Source organism: Pseudoduganella sp. (genome assembly GCF_041914865.1).
In the GTDB taxonomy this organism is placed as follows: domain Bacteria; phylum Pseudomonadota; class Gammaproteobacteria; order Burkholderiales; family Burkholderiaceae_D; genus Rugamonas.
Genome location: NZ_JAYSCO010000046.1, coordinates 20657 through 43143, shown reverse-complemented (window position 1 = coordinate 43143; position 22487 = coordinate 20657). Strand labels below are relative to the sequence as shown.

Sequence of the window (22487 nt, the reverse complement as noted above, 5' to 3'; positions counted from 1 at the left end):
GGCCTCCCCGCCCAGTTGCCCGCCGTCGGCGCTGCCGCATACCAGCCCGCCAGCCGCGCCATGCGGCGCGCCGCCCACGCCGCCGCCGGCCGCGCCCCCGGCCGCCGCGTCGAGCGCGGCCGCCAGCCGCGCGGCAAAATCCGGTCCCGGCTCGGCCTCGGCTACGCTTTGCCGCAATGCCTCCCCGATCAGGGCATTGACCTGGGCCGCCACAGGCAGCCCGTCCTCATCCGGCAGCAAGATCATGCCCCCTCCCCCTCACCAACGCTTATCGACCGGCAAATCGAGCAAAGGCCGCAGGCGCCGCGCAATCGCCTCGCGCGCCCGGAAGATACGGCTCCGCACAGTTCCCAGCGGACACTCCATGATTTGCGCAATTTCCTCATAACTCAAGCCCTCGATTTCCCGCAGCACAATGGCGGTACGCAACTCCAGCGGCAAGGCCTCCAGCGCCGCGTCGATGGCCCGCATCACCTGCTTGCTGAGCAACATCGACTCCGGCGTACCGATCTCGGGCGGCGGTGCCGGCGCCTGCGATGGCGCGATGCCCTGCGGTCCGCTGCGCTGCCGGCGCCGCAGGATGGCGTTGCGCGCCCCGTTCACCGCAATCCGGTACAGCCAGGTATAGAACGCCGCCTCGCCGCGGAAGCGCGGCAAGGCGCGGTAAGCCTTGAGGAAAGTCTCCTGCACCACATCCTCCGCCTCGGCCTGGTCGCGCAGCAGCCGCAGCACCAGCCGCAGCAGGCGGCGCTGGTAGCGTGCCACCAGCTGGTCGAACGCCGCCCGCTCCCCGGCCCGGGCCCGCTCCACCAGCTCTCGATCTGGGTCCACCTTCATAAGAGCAGCCCCGCGAAGAATGGTTCATATTTTTTGCAGCTGCGCCCGCACCGCCGCCTGCAGGCAGCGCCATGCGCCGCCCGCCACGCAGTCCGGCAGCAGGACCAGCCACAGGCGCCGGCCATCGTCCAGCTCCGCATGCAGCAGCAAGGCGCACGGCCACAGAGTGCAGTCGCGCAGCAGCCGCGCCCGGTACTGTTGCTGGTATACCGTCAGCCGCAAAACTCCGACACCGGAAATATCAATGTGACTGCAATTGACATCGCGCCGCAGTCCTGCCAGCAGGGCGGCGGCCGGCAGCAGCCAGCCGCTCCAGGCCGCCACGGCCAGCACGGACGCAACAAATCCTGCCCGCAACACGCGCAGGCATGGCGACGCCCGGACAGCGACAGATGCCGCGATCGACATAAGGATTTTTCGTTTTTCTGGGGGGGGGTACAGCAGAAGCGCTCGCCCCGGTGCTATGACCGGGGCGAGGCTGGGAAGTTCCGTTTAGACTTTAGCGAACAGCAGGCTGCCGTTGGTACCGCCGAAGCCGAAGGAGTTCTTCAGCGCATAGTTGATCGTGGCGCTGCGCGCGGTATTGGCGCAGAAGTCCAGATCGCATGCCGGATCCTGGTTGAACAGGTTGATGGTTGGCGGGATCACCTGGTGGTGGATCGCCAGTACCGTGAACACCGACTCCAGGCCGCCAGCACCGCCCAGCAGGTGGCCGGTGGCCGACTTGGTGGAGCTGACAACCAGGTTCTTGGCGTGGTCGCCGAAAGTGCGCTTGATGCCCTGCACTTCCGCCACGTCCCCCTGCGGGGTCGAGGTGCCGTGCGCGTTCACATAATTCACCTGGTCTGGGTTGATGCCAGCGTTGCGGATCGCGTTCTGCGCCGACTTGCTGCCACCAGCGCCGTCTTCCAGAGGCGAGGTCATGTGATACGCATCGGCGCTCATGCCAAAGCCCAGCAGTTCCGCGTAGATCTTGGCGCCGCGCGCTTTCGCGTGTTCGTACTCTTCCAGCACCATGACGCCGGCGCCTTCGCCCAGCACGAAACCGTCGCGGTCCTTGTCCCATGGGCGGGAGGCGGTAGCTGGGTCGTCGTTGCGCGAGGACAGTGCACGAGCCGAGGCAAAGCCGCCCAGGCCCAGCGGCGACACGGTCGATTCCGCGCCGCCGGCGATCATGACATCCGCATCGCCGTATTCAATCAGGCGTGCCGCCGCGCCGATCGAGTGCAGGCCGGTGGTGCAAGCCGTCACGATGGACAGGTTGGGACCGCGCATGCCGTACTTGATCGACAGGTTGCCGGAAATCATATTGATAATGGAGGCCGGTACGAAGAACGGGGAGATACGGCGCGGACCGCGCTTGTCGTAATCTTCCTTCTGTGCTTCGATCATCGGCAGGCCGCCGATACCGGAACCAATGATGACGCCGATACGGTCGGCGTTTTCCTCAGTCACAGCGATGCCGGAATCCTGGATAGCCTGGATGCCTGCTGCCATGCCGAAATGGATAAATTTATCCATGTGACGCGCTTCTTTCGCATCGAGGTATTCCTCGACGCTGAAGCCCTTCACTTCGCCCGCGAAGCGGGTGGAGAAGGCCGACGCGTCAAAACTGGTAATGTTAGCGATCCCGGATTTGCTCTCGGTGATGGCTTTCCACGCGTCGGCAACGGTGTTGCCGACGGGGGAAATCACACCAAGACCGGTAACCACTACACGACGGTTTTTAGAACTCAAGCGAGTCTCCCGGAGTGGATCGGAGAGTCAGCGGGCTGATTAGGCCTTGACGTGTGCAGTTGCGTAGTCGATCGCTTGCTGCACGGTGGTGATCTTTTCAGCTTGTTCGTCTGGGATTTCCATTTCGAACTCGTCTTCCAGTGCCATTACCAGCTCAACGGTGTCGAGGGAATCGGCGCCCAGGTCGTCGACGAAGGAGGATTCGTTCTTGATGTCTGCTTCAGCGACGCCCAGTTGTTCAGCGACGATTTTCTTAACGCGTTGTTCGATATCCGACATGTTATGGCTCCAATATGTTGTTACGGAAAGCGCGCATTTTAGCAGGTTTGCGCGCCGATAAACTAATTTCAGCGTTTGATTTGATCTACGTTGAAATCACTATTAAATGATGCGATCGTGCGGCATTATGCCGCACTTTCGTATCAATTCATATACATACCACCATTAACGTGCAGGGTGGTACCGGTAATATATGCAGCGGCTGGCGAAGCCAGGAAAGCAACGGCGGCGGCAATATCTTCCGGCTGGCCCAAACGGCCCAGCGGGATCTGGGTCAGCAGGGCTGTATGCTGGTCTTCGCCCAGCGCCTTGGTCATATCGGTATCGATGAAACCAGGGGCGACGCTGTTGACGGTAATGTTGCGGCTGCCGATTTCACGGGCCAGGGCGCGGGTCATGCCCTCGACGCCAGCCTTGGCGGCAGCATAGTTCATCTGGCCTGGATTGCCGGCCGATGCGACCACGGAGGTGATGTTAATAATACGCCCAGTTTTCGCTTTCATCATGCCGCGCAGGACGGCGCGCGACAGGCGGCCCACCGACGTCAGGTTGGTGGCGATCACGCTGTCCCACTCCTCGTCCTTCATGCGCATGGCCAGGTTGTCCTGGGTGATGCCGGCGTTGTTGACCAGGATGCCAACGGCGCCGTAGGTCTTCGCAATCTCATCGATGATGGCGGCGCACTGCTCGGCGTTGGTCACGTTCAGCACCATGCCCTTGCCGGCTTCGGCGCCGATCTCGGCCAGGTAGGCGGAAATGGCTTGCGCGCCGGATTCACTGGTGGCGGTGCCGATCACGATGGCACCCTGGCGCGCCAGTTCCTGCGCGATGGCCTTGCCGATGCCGCGCGAGGCGCCGGTCACCAGTGCTACTTGCTTAGCGAGAGTCATTTTTATCCTTTTTTATTTGAGGGTTTCCAGCATGCGCTCGAGGGTAGCCTGGTCGTAGATGGCCTCACCCACCAGGTTGCTGTCGATACGCTTGGCCAGGCCCATCAGGACCTTGCCCGGACCGCATTCAACCACATTCGTGATGCCATCGGCAGCCACTTTCTGCATCGTTTCCACCCAGCGCACTGGCGAGGCAGCCTGGCGCACCAGCGCATCCTTGATCGATGCCGGGTCGTTCAGCACAGCCACGTCCACATTATTAATCAGCGGGATTTGCGGCGCATTGAAGTGGATCGAAGCCATGTACTCGCGCAGGCGGTCCGAAGCAGGCTTGAGCAGCGAGCTGTGGAACGGCGCCGACACTGGCAGGCGCATGGCGCGCTTGGCACCTTTCGCCTTGGCGATTTCGCAAGCCTTGTCGACGGCGGCGGTATGACCGGCCACAACAACCTGGGCTGGCGCATTGTAGTTAACCGCTTCCACGATTTCGCCCGGCACGGCAGCCGCGGCTTCGGCGCAGGCGGCGCGCACGTCCTCGTCGGACAGGCCCAGCATCACAGCCATGGTGCCCTGCCCCACCGGCACGGCTTCCTGCATGGCTTGCGCGCGGAAGCGCACCAGCGGCACGGCATCCTTGAAGGAAATCACGCCCGCCGCCACCAGGGCCGAGTACTCGCCCAGCGAGTGGCCGGCCACCACGGTCGGCACCGGACCGCCGGCGGCGATCCAGGCGCGGTAAGCTGCCACGGCAGCGGTCAGCATGACCGGCTGGGTGTTGGTGGTCAGGTCGAGTTCTTCTTTTGGACCTTCGGCGATCAGCTTCGCCAGGTCAAACTGCAATGCATCGGAAGCTTCGGCAAGGGTCTGTGCGACCACCGGGTTGCCGGCAAAGCCTTCCATCATGCCCACGGCCTGGGAACCCTGGCCTGGGAACACGAAAGCAAATTTATTCATCTTTCAACCTTTAGACTTCTTATTCTAAAAAGGACTGCATTTTATTACATTCGGGCTAGTACGGCACCCCAGGTGAAGCCACCGCCTACACCTTCCATCATCACCACATCGCCCTTCTTCACGCGGCCATCGCGCACCGCGACATCCAGCGCCAGCGGGATCGAGGCGGCCGAGGTATTGCCATGCTGGTCCACGGTCACCACCATCTTCTCCGGCCCCATGCCCAGCTTCTTGGCGGTGCCGTTCATGATGCGGATATTGGCCTGGTGCGGGATCAGCCAGTCGATCTGGTCCGAGCTCATATTGGCCGCTTCCAGCGCCTCATAAGCCACCTTCTCCAGCACCGACACCGCCAGCTTGAACACCGCCTGGCCGTCCATGTACAGGAAGGCGCTGCCGGCAATCGCACCATTCGACAGGCTGCCCGGAACGCGCAGCACATCGGAATGGCGGCCATCGGCATGCAGCTTGCAGGCCAGGATACCCGGCTCTTGCGACGCGCTCATGACAATGGCGCCGGCGCCATCGCCAAACAGCACGCAGGTGGTGCGGTCTTCGAAATTCAGGATGCGGGAGAATACTTCGGCGCCGATCACCAGCACATTCTTGTGCATGCCGGACTTGATGAAGCTGTCGGCCGTCGCCACAGCGTAGACAAAGCCGCTGCACACAGCCTGCACATCGACTGCCGCGCAGTTGTTGCTCATGCCCAGCTTCTTCTGCACGATGCAGGCCGTGCTCGGGAAGCTGCCGTAGAAATCAGGGGTGGAGCTGGCAACGATGATCAGGTCGATATCGTCCGGCTGCATGCCGGCCATCTCCAGCGCGCGCCGGGCAGCGATCACGCCCAGGTCGGACGACGCCTGCTCCGGCTCCGCATAGTGGCGAGCGGAAATGCCGCTGCGCGACACAATCCACTCGTCCGAGGTTTCGATGCCCTTGGCTGCCAGCTGGGCGGCCAGTTCATCATTGGTGACGCGTTTCTCAGGCAGGTAGCTGCCCGTGCCTACGATCTTGCTGTACAGGGTCATGCGTGTCTCTCGTTTCGGTTGTCGGCTCTTCTTGTGGCATCAGTTCGGCGATCATGGCCGACAGGTGCTCTTGTACATTGTTTTTCGCCGCATCATATGCACGACGGATCGCCCATTCATAGGCCTCCGCCTCCGCCCCGCCATGGCTCTTGAACACCAGGCCGCGCAGGCCCAGCAGGCCAGCGCCGTTATAGCGGGCAGGATTCAGGCGATTGCCGATCTGGCGCAGCGCGCTGCGTGCGATCAACGCACCCAGCATGGTGATCGGGTTTCGCTTGAACTCGGTCGTCAGCACCGTCTTCACGAAACGCGCCAGGCCTTCCACCGCCTTCAGCGTCACGTTGCCGACGAAGCCGTCGCACACCACCACATCGGCGGTGCCTTTGAAAATGTCATTGCCTTCCACGTTGCCGTGGAAATTCAGGGCGCCGCGCGCATGGTCGGCCTTCAGCAGTTCAGCCGTCGCCTTGACCACTTCATTGCCCTTGATGTCTTCGGTGCCCACATTCAGCAGGCCGATGGTCGGGCGCTCAATGCCTTCGGCAGCCTGGCACAGCACCGAACCCATAATGGCGAACTGGTGCAGGTGATGCGGTTCGCAATCCACGTTGGCACCCAGGTCCAGCACATAGGTTGGGCCGTTCTTCTGGTTCGGCAAGATGCTGCAGATGGCGGGACGGTCGACGCCCGGCATGGTCTTCAGCACATAGCGCGAGACCGCCATCAGGGCGCCGGTATTGCCGGCGGAGACGCAGGCCGCGGCATTGCAGGACTTGACCTGCTCGATCGCCACGCGCATCGACGAATCCTTCTTGCGGCGCAAAGCGACCTCGAGCGGGTCATCCATGGTGACCTGTTCGGAAGCGTGAAGGATAGTGAGACGCGGCTCGGCGTCGGCGTGGTGCTTCTTCAGTTCAGCGCGAATAACGTCTTCCAGGCCGACGAGGATCAGCTCGGCGTTTGGTTCGTGCTTAAGGAAGGAAAGTGCGGCGGGAATCGTGACTGAGGGGCCGTGGTCGCCACCCATGCAGTCGATAGAGATTTTGATTGTCATTGTATAACTCAAAGAAAAAGCGGCGCGACGTCAGGGGACCTGCGTAGCACCGCTTTGTCTTGTAGCCGAAGCAAAAAACGTCGATTACTCGTCGTTCTTGGTCTTCAGCACTTTGCGACCACGATAGAAGCCGTTAGGCGAAATGTGGTGACGCAGGTGGGTTTCACCGGTGGTTGGCTCTACTGCCAGGTTCGGTGCAACCAGGAAATCGTGCGAACGGTGCATGCCGCGCTTCGATGGGGATTTCTTGTTCTGTTGAACAGCCATGATGACTCCTAATACTAAAGTTCTAAGATTTTAACACATCCGATGCGCAAAAACATGCGAATCGAGCTTCTACATCCATGCCAAACTCGATTACTGCACGCGTTTTGACACGTTCTTTACTACTACAAAACTGATTTAATTCGTTTAGTTTGCTTTCAAGCCCTTCAGGCTTGCGAAGGGCGATGCCTTCTCGCTCTTAGCGCTGTCGACCAGCGAAGTATCAGGACATACTTCGTGTTTCGGCGCTTGAGGCAAGGCCAGCAGGGCCTCGTCTTCCACCAGGTCCATGAGATTCATGGAGCGGGCACCGACGATGACGTCGATGCTTTCATCATCAATGATTTCTTCGATCTCGTCCGCGTCAGCATCGTCTTTACCGAGCATCAGGACAGTGGACGAATCGATTTTGTAGCCAAACGGGGTCAGGCAGCGCTGGCACACCAGTTGCACGTCGCCGGCAACGGTCAGGCGCATCTGCGGGAAGCCCTGTTTGCTGGAACCGCCTTCCACTTTCCAGGTCACCTCACCGGATGGGTCCGCGCATTCCTTGCTCAGTCGGGTCATTTCAGCGACAGGAGTGACTCCTTCACGGCTGCTGTTGGTCCGACAAAATTCAAAGGCGTCGATCTCAAAAGCATTCATTGGCTAAAATTTCCCTCGAAAACCTGCGATAATAACAGGATTTTCCACGCCGCGTCAAAGACTTGCGCATTTTTCGCGCTGTTTGACAGGCGCAGAGAGCATATAACATTTCCCTGATGAAAACAACTGACATCATACTTGCCTCCAGCTCGGCCTATCGCCGCGAGCTGCTGGGCCGCCTGCAACTGCCGTTCGGCGTGGACGTGCCCGACATCGACGAAAGCCCGCACGCCGGCGAAACACCCGCCGCCACCGCCCTGCGCCTGGCGCGCGAAAAGGCCGCCGCCGTCGCGGCACGCCACCCCGGCGCACTGGTGATAGGCTCCGACCAGGTCGCCACGCTCGACGATGAACAAATCGGCAAACCTGGCAACCATGCCAACGCCCTGGCCCAATTGCAGAAAATGCGCGGCCGCGAGGTCATCTTCCACACCGCGCTCTGCCTGTGGGATGGACGCAACAACACGCACCAGCTGGAAGATGTGCAAACCGTGGTCAAGTTCCGCGATTTGCCGGATGAGGAGCTGGACGCCTATTTGCGCATCGAGCAGCCCTATGATTGTGCCGGAAGTGCCAAAAATGAGGCGCTAGGCATCGCCATCCTCGAACGCATTGATTCCAGCGACCCGACGGCGCTCACCGGATTGCCTCTGATTGCACTGACCGGCATGCTGCGCGCCGCCGGCGTGGGCTTTTTCCGCTGAAACCTGACAAGAAACTATGAACGGCACCCTCTACCTCATCCCCAATACGCTCGGCCCCACCGAATCGCTGGACCAGGTCATCCCCCAGCACGTACAGCAACTGACCTCCGAGCTGGGCCACTTCGTCGCCGAAAACGCCAAAACCGCGCGCGCCTTCCTGAAGCAGGTCGGCACCGCCAAGCCGATCCAGGAAATCGCGATCAGCGAGCTTAACATCAACACCCCCGCGCAAGCCCTGCAAGCCCTGCTCGCGCCGCTGCAAGCCGGCCATGACGTCGGCCTGCTGTCCGAAGCCGGCGTGCCGGCCGTGGCCGACCCCGGCGCCGACCTGGTGCGCCTGGCGCACGCCCACGGCATTCCGATACGCCCGCTGGTCGGCCCCTCCTCCATCCTGATGTCCGTCATGGCCAGCGGCCTGAACGGCCAAAGCTTCGCCTTCAACGGCTACCTGCCGACCGACGCCGCGCAGCGCGCCAAGCGCCTGAAAGACCTGGAAACCCGTTCGCGCCAGGAAAAGCAGACGCAGCTGTTCATCGAAACGCCCTACCGCAACGCCGCCATGCTGGAAGCACTGGTCAGCGCATGCGCCGGCACCACGCTGATTTGCGTGGCCACCGACATCAGCCTGCCAACGGAAACGATCCGCACCCAGACGGGCGCGCAATGGAAAAGCCAGCTCACTGCCGGCAAGGCGCCGGACTTCCACAAGAAACCAACGGTCTTCCTGCTGCTGGCCCAGTAACTAAGCAACGTGGTGGGCGTACTCGTTCACCCACTCAAAGGCCTCGCGCTGCAAGGCATACAGCGCCGACGGCGCCAGCTCCAGCTTATGCAGGATGCCGGTCAGCTCCTGCCCCTCCTGCGCCCGCTCGATCAATTCGATCAGGCGCAGCACGTCGCCATAGTCGCCCTCACGGTGCAGCAAGGCATCGCGCACCTCGTCCAGCACATTGACGCAATCAAGGATCTCGCCCATGCGCACCGAGAACAGCGCATCCATCAGCGACATGATGCCGACCGTAAAACCGATATCGGCCGCCACCTTCTCCGCCGGACGCACATGGCCCATCACCAGCTCCATGGTCTTGCCGCGCGTGGTCGCCATCTGCAGCAAAGGCGAATCGAACTCCGCCCCCTTCACATACAGCAGGATCTGCAGCCAGCGCTGCAGCTGGCGCCGCCCCAGCACGATCAGCGCATGGCCGACCGAGTTGATGCGGAAACGCGCCCCCACCGCCGGCGTATTCACCAGCCGCAGCAGGTTCAGAGAAATCAAAGGATCATGTTTGACGCTGCGCTCCACCTCGCGCTGGTCCGCATCGCGGTTCAGCAGGTCGAGCAGCTTCATGATGGACAGCTGTGACGGCGCAATCTTCTTGCCGCTCAAAATCACCGGCCGCGCAAAGTAATAGCCCTGGAAATACTCAAAGCCCAGGTCCATGCACTCGCGGAACTCCTCGACCGTCTCCACCTTCTCCGCCAGCAGCTTCTGGTTCGGATTGCGCAGGCTGCGCGCCAGGGCCGGCAGGCTGCCGCGTTCGATCTGCTTCAGGTCGACCTTGATCACATCCATCAACGGCCGCAGCGCCTCCACCGTCGCGCTCTCGCCCGCCACATCGTCCAGCGCAAACTTATAGCCGGCCTGCTTCAACTCCCGCAAGCGGTTCAACACCTCCGGCGTCGGCTCGACCGACTCCAGCACTTCCAGGATCACCTTATCGTTCGGCAGGAAATGAATAAAATCGCTCATCAGCCCCGTCGTATCGACATTGACGAAGGCCAGCTGGTCGCCCACGACCTGCTCCATGCCCAGCTCGGAAGCATGGGCGATCACGGAAGCGGTGGCATGGGTGCCATCGGTCACACGCGCTTCGTGGACCTCGGCATTTCGGTAAAGCAGCTCGTAGGCCACGAGCCGCTGGGAACGATTGAGGATAGGTTGCCGTGCCAGGAAGAACTGGTTCGCATACGGCATTGGAAGCTGCACTTCATTCTGCGCCACGGCGGTCATGGGTTTCCCCATTGCTAAACTCATAGTTACAAGACTATACCTTTTTGTGTAGTCCTGACAACATTTTTACGCAGTTTTGGACGCACCCTTCTTACCTGTGGCGACCTCGCCACTCTCCAGCGTGAATTGCGCGCCCGAATCGCGGCCCAGCACCTGCACCAGGTAAGGCATCACCTGGCGCAGCATCGGCTCCAGCGTGTACGGCGGGTTAAGCAGGAACATGCCGCTGGTATGCAGCGCGATGCCATCCGGCGTCGGCGTATTGATGCACAAGGTCACATTCAGCCAGCTCTTGGCCGGCAGATGCTTCAGGCGCTCCGCAAAGTTGCGCGCCTCGATGCGCTGCAGCACCGGATACCAGACCGCATACGTGCCGGTCGGGAAGCGCTTCAACGCATCGCCCAGCATATCGGTCACCTTCTTATAGTCCTGCTTATCCTCGTAAGGCGGATCGCACAGCACGATGCCACGGCGCGACGGCGGCGGCAGCAGCGCCTTCACGCCCAGGAAGCCATCCGCCTTGTTCACGATCACCCGCTTGCCGCGCGCCGCCGGACGACGGCCATTGGCCGCCTGGTGCTGCTCCAGCTTGCGGAAGTTATCCTCCAGGATCTTGGCATCGGAAGGGTGCAGCTCGAACAGGCGGATGCGATCCTCCTCGCGCGCCACGATCTCCGCGCAATAAGGCGAACCGGGATAGAAGCGCAGCTTGCCGCTCGGGTTCATATCCTTCACCAGCTGCACATACTCCGCCAGCGGCTCCGGCAGATCATCGCGGTCCCACAACGGACCGATGCCGGTTTCAAATTCAGCGGTCTTGGTCGCCTGGGCGCTGTCCAGCGAATACACGCCGGCGCCGGCATGCGTGTCGATATAGGTATAGGCGACATCCTTCTGGTTCAGGTACTCCAGGACCTGGACCAGGACAAAGTGCTTAAGGACGTCGGCATGATTGCCGGCATGGAATGCGTGGCGATAACTAAACATAGGGAATGCGATAAATGAAGATTAACCCGCATTATCTCATGCGCACACCCGGCCGCGTTACACTAGCCCCATGCTCACCCTCCAACCCGCCAGTCCCGCAGACATTCCCGCCTTATGGGCGCTGCGCACACGCGCCCTGCGCACACAGTGCGCCGGCCACTACGCCCCAGCCGTCCTCGACGCCTGGGCCGCATCCCCAGCGCCCGCCCGCTACCCGGAACTGCTGCAGCAAGGCGGCGGCATCAAAGCCAGCCTGCATGGCGCACTCGCCGGCTACGCCATCCTCGACCAGGCCAATAACGAAGTGGACGCCGTCTTCGTCGACCCGCAATACGGCGGGCAAGGTATCGGCAAAGCCCTGCTGCACGCCCTCGAACAGATGGCAGCGCAGCCAGGGAAGCTGCACCTATACGCCTCCCTGAGCGCAGTTCCCTTCTACCGCGCCGCCGGCTACCGCGCCGCACAAAGCACGCAATACCCGCACCCAAGCGGCGTGCTGCTGGACTGCGTGCACATGGTCAGGCAACCTTCTTAGCGTCGAAGAACTGCTCATCCTCCGTCGAACCATGCAGCGCCGTGGTTGACGACTGGCCCTGCTGGATCGCCTGCGTCACCGCATCGAAATAGCCGGTACCGACTTCGCGCTGATGCTTCACCGCCGTGAAGCCCTTCTCCGCCGCCGCGAACTCCGCCTCCTGCAACTCCACGAAAGCCGACATCTGGCGCCGCGCATAGCCATGCGCCAGGTTGAACATGCCGTAATTCAGCGAATGGAAACCCGCCAGGGTAATGAACTGGAACTTATAGCCCATAGCCCCCAGCTCCTTCTGGAAGCGCGCGATGGTCGCATCATCCAGGTTCTTCTTCCAATTGAACGACGGCGAACAGTTATAGGCCAGCATCTTGCCCGGGAACTTCTCATGCACCGCCTCCGCAAAGGCCTTCGCAAAGGCCAGGTCAGGCTTGCCCGTCTCGCACCACACCAGGTCCGCGTAAGGCGCATACGCCAAAGCGCGCGCGATCGACTGCTCCAGCCCATTCCGCACCTTAAAGAAGCCCTCTACGGTACGCTCTCCGGTGCAGAAAGGCTTATCGTTAGCATCGACATCCGACGTCAGCAGATCCGCCGCCTCCGCATCGGTACGCGCGATAACCAGGGTCGAAGTCCCCATCACATCCGCCGCCAGGCGCGCCGCGGTCAGCTTCTCCACCGCCTCACGCGTCGGCACCAGCACCTTGCCGCCCATATGGCCGCACTTCTTCACCGACGCCAGCTGATCCTCGAAATGCACGCCCGACGCACCCGCCTCGATCATCGCCTTCATCAGCTCGAACGCATTCAGCACGCCACCGAAGCCCGCCTCCGCATCCGCCACGATAGGCGCAAAGAAATCGATATCATCCCGCCCCTCCGACCACTGGATCTGGTCCGCACGCTGGAAGGTATTGTTAATGCGCCGCACCACCATCGGCACCGAATTGGCCGGATACAGCGACTGGTCAGGGTACATCTCCCCCGCCAGGTTCGCATCGCCCGCCACCTGCCAGCCCGACAGATAAATCGCCTTCAAGCCCGCCTTCACCTGCTGCATCGCCTGGTTACCGGTCAGCGCCCCAAGCGCATTCACAAACGGCTCATTATTCAGCAGCGCCCACAGCTTCTCGGCACCCCGCCTGGCCAGCGTATGCTCGACCTGCAGCGAACCGCGCAAGCGCACCACATCCTCCGCCGTATAGGCACGGGTCACGCCCGCCCAACGCGGATTGGACTCCCAGTCATGCTGCAAAGCAGCGATTTGTTCGGCACGAGTAGCCATGATTTATCCCCTTAAGTGCGTATAAAAGCCTGTTAGGGATATCTTAGGCGCAATTGTTCAGTGCACCACATGTCTTATATAAGACATATAAGCACTTTTTACTTAAGCATAATCAAATACTTAAGCCAAATATTGCATGATGCGGAAAGCTGTTTCTCAGTTCGAGAGAAACAGCCTTTGTTGAAATGCTGCACTTTTCATTGCATGAAACGAGCGTTTCACATTATGGAAGGCTTACACAAGTTTACGGCGCGACGCCAGGATGCCATCCGCATCCGCGTAAATCCAATCGCCCGGCGCGATCGGCACGCCACCGAACTGCACCACCACATCGCGCTTGCCGACACCCTCACGCGCGCTGCGTTGCGGATGCGTAGCCAGCGCCATGATGCCGACATCGCACTGCGCCAGCTCCACGCTATCGCGCACGCAGCCATCGACGATGACCCCGGCCCAGCCATTATCCTGTGCCAGCAAGCCCAGCTGCCCACCCACCAAAGCCCGGCGCAAGCTGCTGCCCCCATCCACCACCAGCACCCTGCCCTCGCCCGGCGTTTCCAGGGTAGCCCGCACTAGCGCATTATCCTCATGCACCTTCAAGGTCACCGCCGGCCCCGCAAAGCGCGCCCGCTTGCCGAAGTGATGGAACACCGGAGGCAACACGGTCAAGGAGCCGTCCTCCAGCAAACCAGGGTTGTCATCGCACAGATCGGTCGTAGCAAAGTTCATTTCACTCTCCAAAATTCGGGGTCAGGTCTGACAATCGGACACCCAAACAATATCTTTGATCTACCTCAATACGCAAATCCGGTCGATTTTGCGTATTGAGATATATCAAACTTTGCTACTCCGTGTCCGAATGTCAGACCTGACCCCGAATTTGGGGGCTGAATTTGCGGGTGCGGGTGCCGACGCCGGTGGCGGTGGCGATGGCGAGCAGGAGGAAGAAGGCAATCGTGGCGAATACCAGGGAGGGTTTGCCGGCGTCCATCATCAATCCAAACATCAGGGGGCCTACCGAGAGGCCGCTGTCGAGGCCGGAATAGACGACGCCGTACACGCGGCCAGTGGCATTTTTCGGGGCGGCGGCGCGGATCATCAGGTCGCGCGAGGGGCCGGCGATGCCGGAGAAGAAGCCGACCAGGGCCATCATCACGACCGCGCCCCAGGCGGGCACGATCACCAGCCCCAGCGCCAGCGCGAGTACGGCGGCCAGGGCGAACGCAATGGCAATCGTGCGGTCGTGGTTCTTGCGGCCGGAGGCGAGGAAGCCGCCCAGCAGCATGCCAAGCGCGGACGCAAGCATGTAGGCGGTGAATGCGCTGGTGGCGAGCGCGAGCGACATGCCGTATAGCTTGACCAGCCCGGTGGTGGAGAAGCTTTGGATGCCGCCCAGTGCCAGCGCGGTCAGGAAGAAGAAGGCGAAACACATCCATACCGATGGCAGGCGCAGGAAGTCGAACGAGCCTTCCTGGGCGGCGCCTGCCGGGTGGCGTACGATCGGGTCGGGCCGCAGTGCTTCGCGGTTGATCCACAGGATGGCGAGCACGATCGCCGGCAGCGCGGCGGCGGAGAGCAAGGCGGTGCGCCAGTCGCTGGCTACGGCGACGCCGGTCATGAATACGGGTGCGGCGGCCCAGCCGATGCTGCCGCTCAGGCCGTGCACGGAGAAGCCGTGGGCGACGCGCTCGCGTGACACGCGCTGGTTGAGGATGGTGTAGTCGGCGGGGTGGAAGATGCTGTTGCCCATGCCAGCCAGCAGTGCGCCCGCCACCAGGCCGGCGTAGTTCTGTGCGTTCGACAGCACCAGGGCCGATACCCCGAGCATGGCCATGCCGGAGAACAGCACGCGCCGTGCGCCGACACGGTCGACCACGAAGCCGGCCAGCGCCTGGCCAATGCCGGAGACCACAAAGAACACCGTCATCAGCAGTGCCAGCTGGGAGTAGCTGAGCTCGAAGGCGGTTTTCAGCCACGGGAAGAGCGCAGCCAGGATCAGGTGGTAAAAGTGCGACACGCCATGCGCCAGGCCCACCAGGCCGATCACGCGGGCGTCGTTGCGTAAGGTTTGCTTGTCCATTCCTTGCCTCATTCATTTGAAGAATGAAAACATTGTAGAAAAACCTGCCGCGTCTGTTTTGAGCTAGGATGACATCATTTATCGCAAAACCGCCATCCCATGCCTGTCGCCATCGTCACCCATACCGGTCCCCATGAAAGCCGCCGCGAGCCAACCGAGGTGCAGCCGGTCACCATGATCGCGCGCGACCTGGCCAGCGCCCGCTCCCTGCAGCCGCACAGCCATGATTGTGCACAGTTGACGCTGGCCCTGGAGGGGGTGATCCGGCTCAATGCGCTCGATAGCAGCTGGATCGTGCCGCCGCAGCGGGCCATCTGGACGGCGCCCAACGTCGAGCATTCTCTGACGGTGATCGAGACGGCGCGCCTGCGGCCGGTGTACGTGGCGTCGTCCTTCGATCCCTTCCCCGGCGAGCCGTGCAAGGTGCTGACGGTGTCGCCGCTGCTGCGCGAGCTGGTCATGGCGCTGGAGCAGGAGGATCCGGAGGTGCCGAGCCATCGCTCGCAGCTGATCGGCAACCTGATCCTGGACGAGCTGCCGAAGCTGGCCACGCGCCCCATCCGCGTGCCGATGCCGCGCGATAAGCGCTTGCGCAGTTTGTGCGACAGCCTGCTGGCCGAGCCGGGCTCGCCCCAGACGCTGGAGCAATGGGCGCACAGCGTGGGGGCGTCGGAGCGCACGCTGGCGCGCTTGTTCGAGAAGGAGCTGGGGATGAGCTTCGGCCAGTGGCGCCAGCAGGCGCGCTTGGCGCATGCGGCGCCGCTGATTGCCAGCGGCATGCCGCTGGCGCAGGTGGCCGATGCGCTGGGCTATGCGAGCCAGTCAGCCTTTACGGCCATGTTCCGCAAGACCTTCGGCGTCCCGCCCACCGAGTTCTTCGCGCGCCAGGATTGAGGCGGCGGCGCGGGCGGCGGTCTCGCGGTCGAGCATGGCACGCAGTGCGGCGAACAGCGGCTCGCTCGCGGTGTGCTGGCGGCCGTAGTCCAGGTTGAAGGCGTAGTCGAAGTCGGGCGGGTTGTCGCCCTGGTTGTGCTGCAGGATCGTCTCCAGCTTGTCGAAGGCTTTCACGGCCTTGGCTTCGGGCGTGGCGGCGGCTTCGTATTCGTCCCACAGGGCGATGATGTCGGCGCGCAGCGCTGCGTCGAGGTCGCGCGTGAGCGTCTGCAGGTCGGCCCGTTCCTGGGCCGCCTTGTCCGGGTGGGCGTGCTGGTGGATGGCGGGGATGTCGCCGTGGATGGCTTCGCCCAGGTCGTGCACCACGCACAGCTTGAGCACGCGGGCGAGGTCGAGGCCGGGCAGCTCGTCGGCGAAGACCAGCGCCATCAGCGTCAGGCGCCAGCTGTGCTCCGCCGTCGACTCGGCGCGGCCGGACGAGGTGAAGCCGCTGCGCAGCACGCTTTTCAGCCGCTCCGCCTCGCGCAGGAACGCGAGGCGGCCGGCCAGGCGGGCAGGATCAAGCCTTGTTGAAGACAAGTTCGCTGCCTTCGGCGTCGATGCGGATCGTGTCTTTCGGGCCGAAGCGGCCTTCCAGGATCAGCTTCGAGAGCGGGTTTTCGATCTGCTGCTGCACCGCGCGCTTGAGCGGACGGGCGCCGTAGACCGGGTCGTAGCCTGCTTCGGCGATCTTCTGCAGGGCGGCGTCGGTCACCGTCATGCCCATGTCCATGCGCTTCAGGCGCTGCTCCAGGATCTGCAGCTGGATGCGGGCAATCGAGCCGATATGCTTGTCGTCCAGGCCGTGGAACACCACGATCTCGTCGATGCGGTTGATGAACTCGGGGCGGAAGTGGCCGCGTACTTCGGCCATCACCGCCAGCTTCACCACCGCCGGGTCGGATTCGTCCAGCGACTGGATCTTCTGCGAGCCGAGGTTGGAGGTCATGATCACCACCGTGTTCTTGAAGTCCACGGTGCGGCCCTGCCCGTCCGTCATGCGGCCGTCGTCCAGCACCTGCAGCAGCACGTTGAACACGTCCGGGTGCGCTTTCTCGATCTCGTCCAGCAGGATCACGCTGTACGGCTTGCGGCGCACGGCTTCGGTCAGGTAGCCGCCTTCGTCGTAGCCCACGTAGCCGGGCGGTGCGCCGATCAGGCGCGCCACCGAGTGCTTCTCCATGAATTCGCTCATGTCGATGCGGATCAGCGATTCCTCGGAATCGAACAGGAAGTTCGCCAGCGCCTTGGTCAGCTCGGTCTTGCCGACGCCGGTCGGGCCGAGGAACATGAAGGAGCCGTACGGACGGTTCGGGTCCGACAGGCCGGCGCGCGAGCGGCGGATGGCGTCGGCCACGGCGTTGATCGCCTCGTCCTGGCCCACCACGCGTTCGTGCAGCTTTTCTTCAATGTGCAGCAGCTTGTCGCGCTCGCCCTGCATCATGCGCGAGACCGGGATGCCGGTGGCGCGCGACACCACTTCGGCGATTTCTTCGGCGCCGACCTGGGTGCGCAGCAGCTTGGGCTTGTCGCTGGCCTGTTCGCCGGCGCCAGCCGATTCGGCGTGCTTCAGCTGCGCTTCCAGCTCCGGCAGCTTGCCGTACTGGAGCTCGGACACGCGCTGCCAGTTGGAGGCGCGCGTGGCTTCCTCCATCTGCTGCTTGATGCGCTCGATCTCTTCCTTGATGTGGGTGGTGCCCTGCACATTGGCCTTTTCGGCCTTCAGCACTTCCTCATAATCGTTGTACTCGCGCTGCAGCTTGGCGATTTCGTCGTCCAGCAGCTGCAGGCGGGCGCGCGAGGCGTCGTCCTTCTCGCGCTTGACGGCTTCCTTCTCGATCTTGAGCTGGATCAGGCGGCGTTCCAGCTTGTCCATCACTTCCGGCTTGGAGTCGATCTCGATCTTGATCTTGGAAGCGGCTTCGTCGATCAGGTCAATCGCCTTGTCGGGCAGGAAGCGGTCGGTGATGTAGCGGTGCGACAGCTCCGCCGCAGCGATGATGGCGGGGTCGGTGATTTCCACCTTGTGGTGCAGCTCGTACTTGTCCTGCAGGCCGCGCAGGATGGCGATGGTGGCTTCCACACTCGGCTCGTCGACCAGGATCTTCTGGAAGCGGCGCTCCAGCGCGGCATCCTTCTCGATGTACTTGCGGTATTCGTCGAGCGTGGTCGCGCCCAGGCAATGCAGCTCGCCGCGCGCCAGCGCAGGCTTCAGCATATTGCCGGCGTCCATCGCGCCTTCGGCCTTGCCGGCGCCCACCATGGTGTGCAGCTCGTCGATGAAGACGATGGTCTGGCCTTCGTCCTGCGCCAGCTCTTTCAGCACGGCTTTCAGGCGCTCTTCGAATTCGCCACGGTATTTGGCGCCCGCCAGCAGGGCCGCCATGTCGAGCGAGAGCACGCGCTTGCCGCGCAGGGAATCGGGCACTTCGTTGTTGACGATGCGCTGCGCCAGGCCTTCCACGATGGCGGTCTTGCCGACGCCGGGTTCGCCGATCAGCACCGGGTTGTTCTTGGTGCGGCGCTGCAGGACCTGGATGGCGCGGCGGATTTCGTCGTCGCGGCCGATGACCGGGTCCAGCTTGCCCATGCGGGCGCGCTCGGTCAGGTCGAGCGTGTATTTTTTCAGCGCTTCGCGCTGGCCTTCGGCTTCCTGCGAGTCGACTTTGGAGCCGCCGCGCACGGCGTCGATGGCGGTCTCCAGCGCCTTGCGCTGCAGGCCGTTCTCGCGTGCCAGGCGGCCGGCGTCCGATTTGTCGTCGGAAATGGCCAGCAGCACCATTTCGCTCGAGACGAACTGGTCGCCGCGCTTTTGCGTTTCGCGGTCGGCCTGGTTCAGCATGTTGACGAACTCGCGGCTGACGGTGACGTCGCCGCCCGAGACCTTGGGCATGCGCTCCAGCGCATGCTTGAGGGCCTGCGCCAGGCCGCCGACGTTGACGCCGGCGCGCTGCAGCAGCGAGCGTGCGCCGCCGTCTTCCTGATTCAGCAAAGCCAGCAGCAGGTGGGCAGGTTCGATGTATTGGTTGTCGTTGCCGACGGCCAGGCTTTGGGCGTCGGCGAGGGCTTCTTGCAATTTGGTGGTAAGTTTGTCTTGGCGCATGTCTAACGCTCCTGAATCATTGTCAACAACAATCTAAGGATGCGTTGACAGTTTTCAAGACCACTTTCTCAATGCTTCATCGTCGCTGCTGCGGGCATCGACCCAGCGGGCGCCTTCCGGCGTCTGCTCCTTCTTCCAGAACGGCGCCTCGGTTTTCAGGTAGTCGATGATAAATTCGCAAGCCGAGAACGCTTCGCCCCGGTGCGGCGAGGTCACCGCCACCAGCACGATCTGGTCCATGGGCTTGAGCGGCCCCACGCGGTGGATCACCAGCGCGCCATAGATCGGCCAGCGCGCTTTGGCCTGCTCGATGATGGCCTGGATCGACTGTTCAGTCATGCCGGGATAATGCTCGAGCTCCATCTCCGCCACAGAGGCGCCCTCGTTCAGGTCGCGCACGGTGCCAGCGAAGCTGACTATAGCGCCAACTTTGGGGTTTCCGGCGCGCAGTTGCGCTATTTCCTGGGACAAATCGAAGTCTTCGGCCTGGATACGTACGTCGCTCATTTCCCCTCCGCGCCCAGCTTGCGGAACAGCTGCTCGATGCGGCTGGCCGTGCGGGCGTCCGCCAGGGCGGGCATGGCGCACAGGGCAAGTAACTGGGCGGCGTGGCTGGCCGGTTTCTGGCCGGATTTGAGGGACGATTGCAATACTTCCACCTGCATTTTGAGTCGGTCTTTCGCAAATTCCGCGCCGCTGTCGATGCCGGCCACGATTTCCAGGCGCAGCACTTCGGACAGCAGGCGCTGTCGGTTGTCTTCCAGTTGGGTGGCGTAGGCGGCGCGTCCGCCCTGCCCTGTGCCTTCGACGGCTTTCAGCGCGGCGTCCAGGCGGGCACGCAAAGCGCGCTCCTGCTCCGGCGGCAGCGGCGGCAAGGCCTGCCAGCGGGCGCTCCAGTCGGCGCTGTCGATGGCATCGGCGCCGGCCAGCGCGCTTTCCAGCGCCTGCACCAGGCGCAGTTTCTCGCGCAGGGCGTTGGCCTGTGCCGCGCCGGCGCGCTTGCGGATGGCGTCCGCCTGCGCCTGCAGGGCGCCGACCGCGGCGCGGTAGCGCTGGTCGATGCGCTGCTCGCTGGCGCGCGGCACCACGCCGGAGGCATGCCAGGCTGCGGCGGCTTCCTTCAAGGCCTTGCCGATAGCGGCCAGCACGGCCTTGTCCTCGCCTTCGAACCGGGCGCCTTCCAGGCTGGCGCAGATGGCTTCGCGCGCGTGCAGGTGGGCCTTGCGCTCGTGGTCGGCGGCGTGGGCGTGCTCCTTGCGCTTGGCGAACACCTGGTCGCAGGCGGCGCGGAACTTCTGCCACAGCACTTGCTCGGTCTTGCGCTCCAGCGGCAAGGCGCGCGCGTGGCCCTGCCACGATTCCTGCAGGCCGCGCAGGGTGTCAATGGTGTGGCGGTCGAGCGGGTTCAGCTTGCCCACTTCCTCGATCAGTTGCTCGCGCCGCGCCACTTCGATCTTGCGCTGGGCGTCGAGCGGCGCCATCAGGGTGTCCATGGCCTTGGTGAAGGCCGCGTCGAGGCGCTTCTTGTCCTTGCGGTCGATGGTGCCAAGGCGGCTCCAGGCCTGGCGCAGGCGCTGCGTGCTGGAGGCCAGGGTGCGCCAGTCGTGCGTGTGCGGCAGGTTGCCGGAGGCCGATTCCTCGCGGTGCACCTGGGCGCCGCCGGCCGCTTCCAGCTGCGCCGCGTCTTTTTCAATCAGGGCATTGGCCTCGTCCACCAGCTGCTGCGCCTTGGCGGCGTTGGCGTGGCGCTCGTCGGCCAGGTGCTTGAAGTGGGCGGCGGCCGGGGCGTAGGCGGCGGTGCAGGCGGCGTCGAATTTCTCCCACAGCGATTTGGGGGCGGCGCCGGAGATACTGTCCAGCGCCTTCCAGCGTTCGCGCATGCTGCCGACCTTCTTCGCCAGTTCGCTCATGCCCAGGCCTTCGCCCGGCAGCTGCTCAACGGCATGCACCAGCTCTTCGCGCGAAACATTGCCGCCCCAGCGCGCCCAGTCGCCCAGGCGCTTCAGGTCGGCGCGTACATGGGCCAGTCGCTCGGCCTGGGCCGGCGTCAGGCGGCCGGTCTTGCTGTCTTTCAGGGTCTTGTCGTGTTCGGCGGCAATGTGCAGCTGGCCTTGCGCCAAGGCCGCTTCCATCGCCTCCACCAGGTCCATGAACTGCCGGTTGGCTTCCTGTTCGGCCGGCGTCGGTTTGTGTTTTTCCCGGGGCGGTCGCGGCGGACGCGGGTCGGCGCCGTCATGGCTGGCGGCGGGCGGCAGCTCGGGCGCACCGGCGGCGCCGTTGGGCTGTCCGGCAGCGGCGCTTGTGGCGGACGCTGTGGCGCCTTCATCGTTGGCGCGGGCGCCCGGGGCCGCCGCCGCGGCAGCCGGGGCGGCCGGAGTGGCCGGAGTGGCCGGGGTGGCGGCTGCGGCGCTCGCGGCCTGCGCGGCGCGGCCGGCGGCCAGCGCGGCCTCGAAATCGTGCAGCAGGTGGCGCGGCAGCGAGGCGTGCTCGGGCGCGGCCAGGTGCGCGGCATGCTCGGCCGCCAGGCGCTCGAACGTGGCCGCGTCGGGCTGCTGGCGCAAGGTGGCCAGGGCATCGATCATGGCGCGCTGCAGGGCCACCTGGGCCTCCAGGCGTTCGCCCAGTGCTTGCCGCACATGGGCAAACTCGGCAGCGGCGCCGGGCGCGGCGTCGATCACCTTCCATAGCCGGTCCAGGTCGGCGACCTGGTTGGGCGTCAACTTTTCGTCCGCCAACAGACGCTGCGCCATGGCAATGCAATTGGCCGCCTGCTTCTGCTCGGCCTGGGTGTGGCGGATCGCGTCCAGCCGCCCCTGCACCAGCTTGGCAACGCGCCGGTCCGAATTACGCACGGCGTGCTGGACTTTTTCCAGCGCGTCCTGCGACACCACATGCTCGGCCGCCGCCAGGCGCACATCGGCAAATTCGCTGTTAAGGATGAGCTCGACCGCAGCGGCCTCGTCGCCCGCCAGGTTGCGGGCCAGCGCGGCTTGCGCCGCGCGGCGTTCTGCGGGGGTGCCAAGCGGTGCCTGCGATCCGCCGGCACTCGACTGTCCGGCAACGCTGGCCTGGCTGGCCTGCTGCTTGAAGAGGAACTCAAACATAGTTGTGCTATGAATGGATCAAAACCACCATCATAGCGCAGCGCCGCCCGACCGGGG

The 22487-nt window shown here is 63.4% G+C and carries 24 protein-coding genes; 4 read left to right on the top strand and 20 right to left on the bottom strand.

Annotated features, from left to right (window positions below):
* The 11 genes from ACE3TQ_RS19330 to ACE3TQ_RS19280 form a co-directional block, all read right to left on the bottom strand.
* Window positions 1–246: hypothetical protein (locus tag ACE3TQ_RS19330; protein WP_374584002.1), on the bottom strand; the 246-nt coding region annotated here is incomplete at its 3' end.
* Window positions 247–258: 12 nt separating this feature from the next.
* Window positions 259–837, bottom strand: coding sequence for an RNA polymerase sigma factor RpoE (gene rpoE, locus ACE3TQ_RS19325; protein ID WP_374584000.1), 579 nt, complete (start codon window positions 835–837; stop codon window positions 259–261).
* Between the two features lie 24 nt (window positions 838–861).
* Complete coding sequence (locus ACE3TQ_RS19320) at window positions 862–1245, bottom strand: protein YgfX (protein WP_374583998.1); 384 nt, start codon at window positions 1243–1245, stop codon at window positions 862–864.
* Between the two features lie 84 nt (window positions 1246–1329).
* On the bottom strand, window positions 1330–2574 hold the full coding sequence (fabF, locus tag ACE3TQ_RS19315) for a beta-ketoacyl-ACP synthase II (RefSeq protein WP_374583996.1): 1245 nt from the start codon (window positions 2572–2574) through the stop codon (window positions 1330–1332).
* Between the two features lie 39 nt (window positions 2575–2613).
* The gene (gene acpP / locus ACE3TQ_RS19310; protein ID WP_028104092.1) at window positions 2614–2853 is read right to left on the bottom strand and encodes an acyl carrier protein; all 240 of its coding nucleotides are present in this window, start codon (window positions 2851–2853) and stop codon (window positions 2614–2616) included.
* A gap of 143 nt (window positions 2854–2996) precedes the next feature.
* Window positions 2997–3743: a 3-oxoacyl-ACP reductase FabG gene (gene fabG / locus ACE3TQ_RS19305; RefSeq protein ID WP_374583994.1), complete on the bottom strand. Its 747-nt coding sequence runs from the start codon at window positions 3741–3743 to the stop codon at window positions 2997–2999.
* 12 nt (window positions 3744–3755) lie between these two features.
* Window positions 3756–4697, bottom strand: coding sequence for an ACP S-malonyltransferase (gene fabD / locus ACE3TQ_RS19300; protein WP_374583992.1), 942 nt, complete (start codon window positions 4695–4697; stop codon window positions 3756–3758).
* A gap of 44 nt (window positions 4698–4741) precedes the next feature.
* The gene (locus tag ACE3TQ_RS19295) at window positions 4742–5728 is read right to left on the bottom strand and encodes a beta-ketoacyl-ACP synthase III (protein WP_374583990.1); all 987 of its coding nucleotides are present in this window, start codon (window positions 5726–5728) and stop codon (window positions 4742–4744) included.
* Window positions 5682–6782 (bottom strand): phosphate acyltransferase PlsX, encoded by a 1101-nt coding sequence (plsX, locus tag ACE3TQ_RS19290; RefSeq protein WP_374583988.1) that lies wholly within the window; start codon window positions 6780–6782, stop codon window positions 5682–5684. The genes ACE3TQ_RS19295 and plsX overlap by 47 nt, the downstream gene beginning before the upstream one ends.
* An 84-nt stretch (window positions 6783–6866) precedes the next feature.
* Window positions 6867–7049: a 50S ribosomal protein L32 gene (gene rpmF / locus ACE3TQ_RS19285; RefSeq protein WP_028104096.1), complete on the bottom strand. Its 183-nt coding sequence runs from the start codon at window positions 7047–7049 to the stop codon at window positions 6867–6869.
* A 144-nt stretch (window positions 7050–7193) separates the two neighbouring features.
* Window positions 7194–7691, bottom strand: coding sequence for a DUF177 domain-containing protein (locus ACE3TQ_RS19280; RefSeq protein ID WP_374583985.1), 498 nt, complete (start codon window positions 7689–7691; stop codon window positions 7194–7196).
* A gap of 116 nt (window positions 7692–7807) precedes the next feature.
* Here ACE3TQ_RS19280 and ACE3TQ_RS19275 point away from each other — a divergent pair, with 116 nt between their 5' ends.
* Together ACE3TQ_RS19275 and ACE3TQ_RS19270 are read left to right on the top strand one after the other, a co-directional pair.
* Window positions 7808–8395, top strand: a complete 588-nt coding sequence (locus tag ACE3TQ_RS19275) for a Maf-like protein (protein WP_374583983.1) — start codon at window positions 7808–7810, stop codon at window positions 8393–8395.
* 16 nt (window positions 8396–8411) lie between these two features.
* Entirely contained in the window at window positions 8412–9137 is a 726-nt protein-coding gene (locus ACE3TQ_RS19270) for an SAM-dependent methyltransferase (protein ID WP_374583981.1), read from the top strand.
* Here the strand turns inward: ACE3TQ_RS19270 and ACE3TQ_RS19265 are convergent, their stop codons facing one another.
* Window positions 9138–10418: an EAL and HDOD domain-containing protein gene (locus ACE3TQ_RS19265; RefSeq protein ID WP_374583979.1), complete on the bottom strand. Its 1281-nt coding sequence runs from the start codon at window positions 10416–10418 to the stop codon at window positions 9138–9140.
* 54 nt (window positions 10419–10472) lie between these two features.
* On the bottom strand, window positions 10473–11393 hold the full coding sequence (locus ACE3TQ_RS19260) for a 23S rRNA (adenine(2030)-N(6))-methyltransferase RlmJ (protein WP_374583977.1): 921 nt from the start codon (window positions 11391–11393) through the stop codon (window positions 10473–10475).
* Window positions 11394–11463: 70 nt separating this feature from the next.
* On the opposite strand from ACE3TQ_RS19260, the gene ACE3TQ_RS19255 reads away from it, so the two are divergent.
* Complete coding sequence (locus ACE3TQ_RS19255; protein ID WP_374583975.1) at window positions 11464–11928, top strand: GNAT family N-acetyltransferase; 465 nt, start codon at window positions 11464–11466, stop codon at window positions 11926–11928.
* On the opposite strand, the gene aceA is transcribed toward ACE3TQ_RS19255, so the two are convergent.
* The 3 genes from aceA to ACE3TQ_RS19240 all read right to left on the bottom strand — a co-directional run bounded on the left by aceA (window position 11912) and on the right by ACE3TQ_RS19240 (window position 15290).
* A complete protein-coding gene (aceA, locus tag ACE3TQ_RS19250) occupies window positions 11912–13210 on the bottom strand; it encodes an isocitrate lyase (protein ID WP_374583973.1) in 1299 nt (432 codons plus the stop codon). The genes ACE3TQ_RS19255 and aceA overlap by 17 nt on opposite strands.
* 234 nt (window positions 13211–13444) lie before the next feature.
* Window positions 13445–13939: a ribonuclease E activity regulator RraA gene (gene rraA, locus ACE3TQ_RS19245; protein WP_374583971.1), complete on the bottom strand. Its 495-nt coding sequence runs from the start codon at window positions 13937–13939 to the stop codon at window positions 13445–13447.
* A gap of 133 nt (window positions 13940–14072) precedes the next feature.
* A complete protein-coding gene (locus tag ACE3TQ_RS19240; RefSeq protein ID WP_374583969.1) occupies window positions 14073–15290 on the bottom strand; it encodes an MFS transporter in 1218 nt (405 codons plus the stop codon).
* Between the two features lie 99 nt (window positions 15291–15389).
* Between ACE3TQ_RS19240 and ACE3TQ_RS19235 the strand changes: the two genes are divergently transcribed.
* Window positions 15390–16184 (top strand): helix-turn-helix transcriptional regulator, encoded by a 795-nt coding sequence (locus tag ACE3TQ_RS19235; RefSeq protein WP_374583967.1) that lies wholly within the window; start codon window positions 15390–15392, stop codon window positions 16182–16184.
* Here ACE3TQ_RS19235 and ACE3TQ_RS19230 read toward each other — a convergent pair.
* The 4 genes from ACE3TQ_RS19230 to ACE3TQ_RS19215 are packed head-to-tail and all read right to left on the bottom strand — an operon-like array spanning window position 16113 to window position 22430.
* Complete coding sequence (locus ACE3TQ_RS19230; RefSeq protein WP_374583965.1) at window positions 16113–16763, bottom strand: HD family hydrolase; 651 nt, start codon at window positions 16761–16763, stop codon at window positions 16113–16115. The genes ACE3TQ_RS19235 and ACE3TQ_RS19230 overlap by 72 nt on opposite strands.
* Window positions 16744–19326, bottom strand: a complete 2583-nt coding sequence (gene clpB, locus ACE3TQ_RS19225) for an ATP-dependent chaperone ClpB (RefSeq protein ID WP_374583963.1) — start codon at window positions 19324–19326, stop codon at window positions 16744–16746. Before clpB ends, ACE3TQ_RS19230 begins: the two co-directional genes overlap by 20 nt.
* A 54-nt stretch (window positions 19327–19380) precedes the next feature.
* Complete coding sequence (gene moaE, locus ACE3TQ_RS19220; RefSeq protein WP_374583961.1) at window positions 19381–19833, bottom strand: molybdopterin synthase catalytic subunit MoaE; 453 nt, start codon at window positions 19831–19833, stop codon at window positions 19381–19383.
* On the bottom strand, window positions 19830–22430 hold the full coding sequence (locus ACE3TQ_RS19215) for a DUF349 domain-containing protein (protein WP_374583959.1): 2601 nt from the start codon (window positions 22428–22430) through the stop codon (window positions 19830–19832). Before ACE3TQ_RS19215 ends, moaE begins: the two co-directional genes overlap by 4 nt.
* Window positions 22431–22487 lie beyond the last annotated feature (57 nt).

Coding starts and splice junctions, on each gene's coding strand:
- rpoE (WP_374584000.1), bottom strand. CDS start 837: ATGAAGGTGGACCCAGATCGAGAGCTGGTGGAGCGGGCCCGGGCCGGG.
- ACE3TQ_RS19320 (WP_374583998.1), bottom strand. CDS start 1,245: ATGTCGATCGCGGCATCTGTCGCTGTCCGGGCGTCGCCATGCCTGCGC.
- acpP (WP_028104092.1), bottom strand. CDS start 2,853: ATGTCGGATATCGAACAACGCGTTAAGAAAATCGTCGCTGAACAACTG.
- fabG (WP_374583994.1), bottom strand. CDS start 3,743: ATGACTCTCGCTAAGCAAGTAGCACTGGTGACCGGCGCCTCGCGCGGC.
- fabD (WP_374583992.1), bottom strand. CDS start 4,697: ATGAATAAATTTGCTTTCGTGTTCCCAGGCCAGGGTTCCCAGGCCGTG.
- ACE3TQ_RS19295 (WP_374583990.1), bottom strand. CDS start 5,728: ATGACCCTGTACAGCAAGATCGTAGGCACGGGCAGCTACCTGCCTGAG.
- plsX (WP_374583988.1), bottom strand. CDS start 6,782: ATGACAATCAAAATCTCTATCGACTGCATGGGTGGCGACCACGGCCCC.
- rpmF (WP_028104096.1), bottom strand. CDS start 7,049: ATGGCTGTTCAACAGAACAAGAAATCCCCATCGAAGCGCGGCATGCAC.
- ACE3TQ_RS19280 (WP_374583985.1), bottom strand. CDS start 7,691: ATGAATGCTTTTGAGATCGACGCCTTTGAATTTTGTCGGACCAACAGC.
- ACE3TQ_RS19275 (WP_374583983.1), top strand. CDS start 7,808: ATGAAAACAACTGACATCATACTTGCCTCCAGCTCGGCCTATCGCCGC.
- ACE3TQ_RS19270 (WP_374583981.1), top strand. CDS start 8,412: ATGAACGGCACCCTCTACCTCATCCCCAATACGCTCGGCCCCACCGAA.
- ACE3TQ_RS19265 (WP_374583979.1), bottom strand. CDS start 10,418: ATGGGGAAACCCATGACCGCCGTGGCGCAGAATGAAGTGCAGCTTCCA.
- ACE3TQ_RS19260 (WP_374583977.1), bottom strand. CDS start 11,393: ATGTTTAGTTATCGCCACGCATTCCATGCCGGCAATCATGCCGACGTC.
- ACE3TQ_RS19255 (WP_374583975.1), top strand. CDS start 11,464: ATGCTCACCCTCCAACCCGCCAGTCCCGCAGACATTCCCGCCTTATGG.
- aceA (WP_374583973.1), bottom strand. CDS start 13,210: ATGGCTACTCGTGCCGAACAAATCGCTGCTTTGCAGCATGACTGGGAG.
- rraA (WP_374583971.1), bottom strand. CDS start 13,939: ATGAACTTTGCTACGACCGATCTGTGCGATGACAACCCTGGTTTGCTG.
- ACE3TQ_RS19240 (WP_374583969.1), bottom strand. CDS start 15,290: ATGGACAAGCAAACCTTACGCAACGACGCCCGCGTGATCGGCCTGGTG.
- ACE3TQ_RS19235 (WP_374583967.1), top strand. CDS start 15,390: ATGCCTGTCGCCATCGTCACCCATACCGGTCCCCATGAAAGCCGCCGC.
- clpB (WP_374583963.1), bottom strand. CDS start 19,326: ATGCGCCAAGACAAACTTACCACCAAATTGCAAGAAGCCCTCGCCGAC.
- moaE (WP_374583961.1), bottom strand. CDS start 19,833: ATGAGCGACGTACGTATCCAGGCCGAAGACTTCGATTTGTCCCAGGAA.
- ACE3TQ_RS19215 (WP_374583959.1), bottom strand. CDS start 22,430: ATGTTTGAGTTCCTCTTCAAGCAGCAGGCCAGCCAGGCCAGCGTTGCC.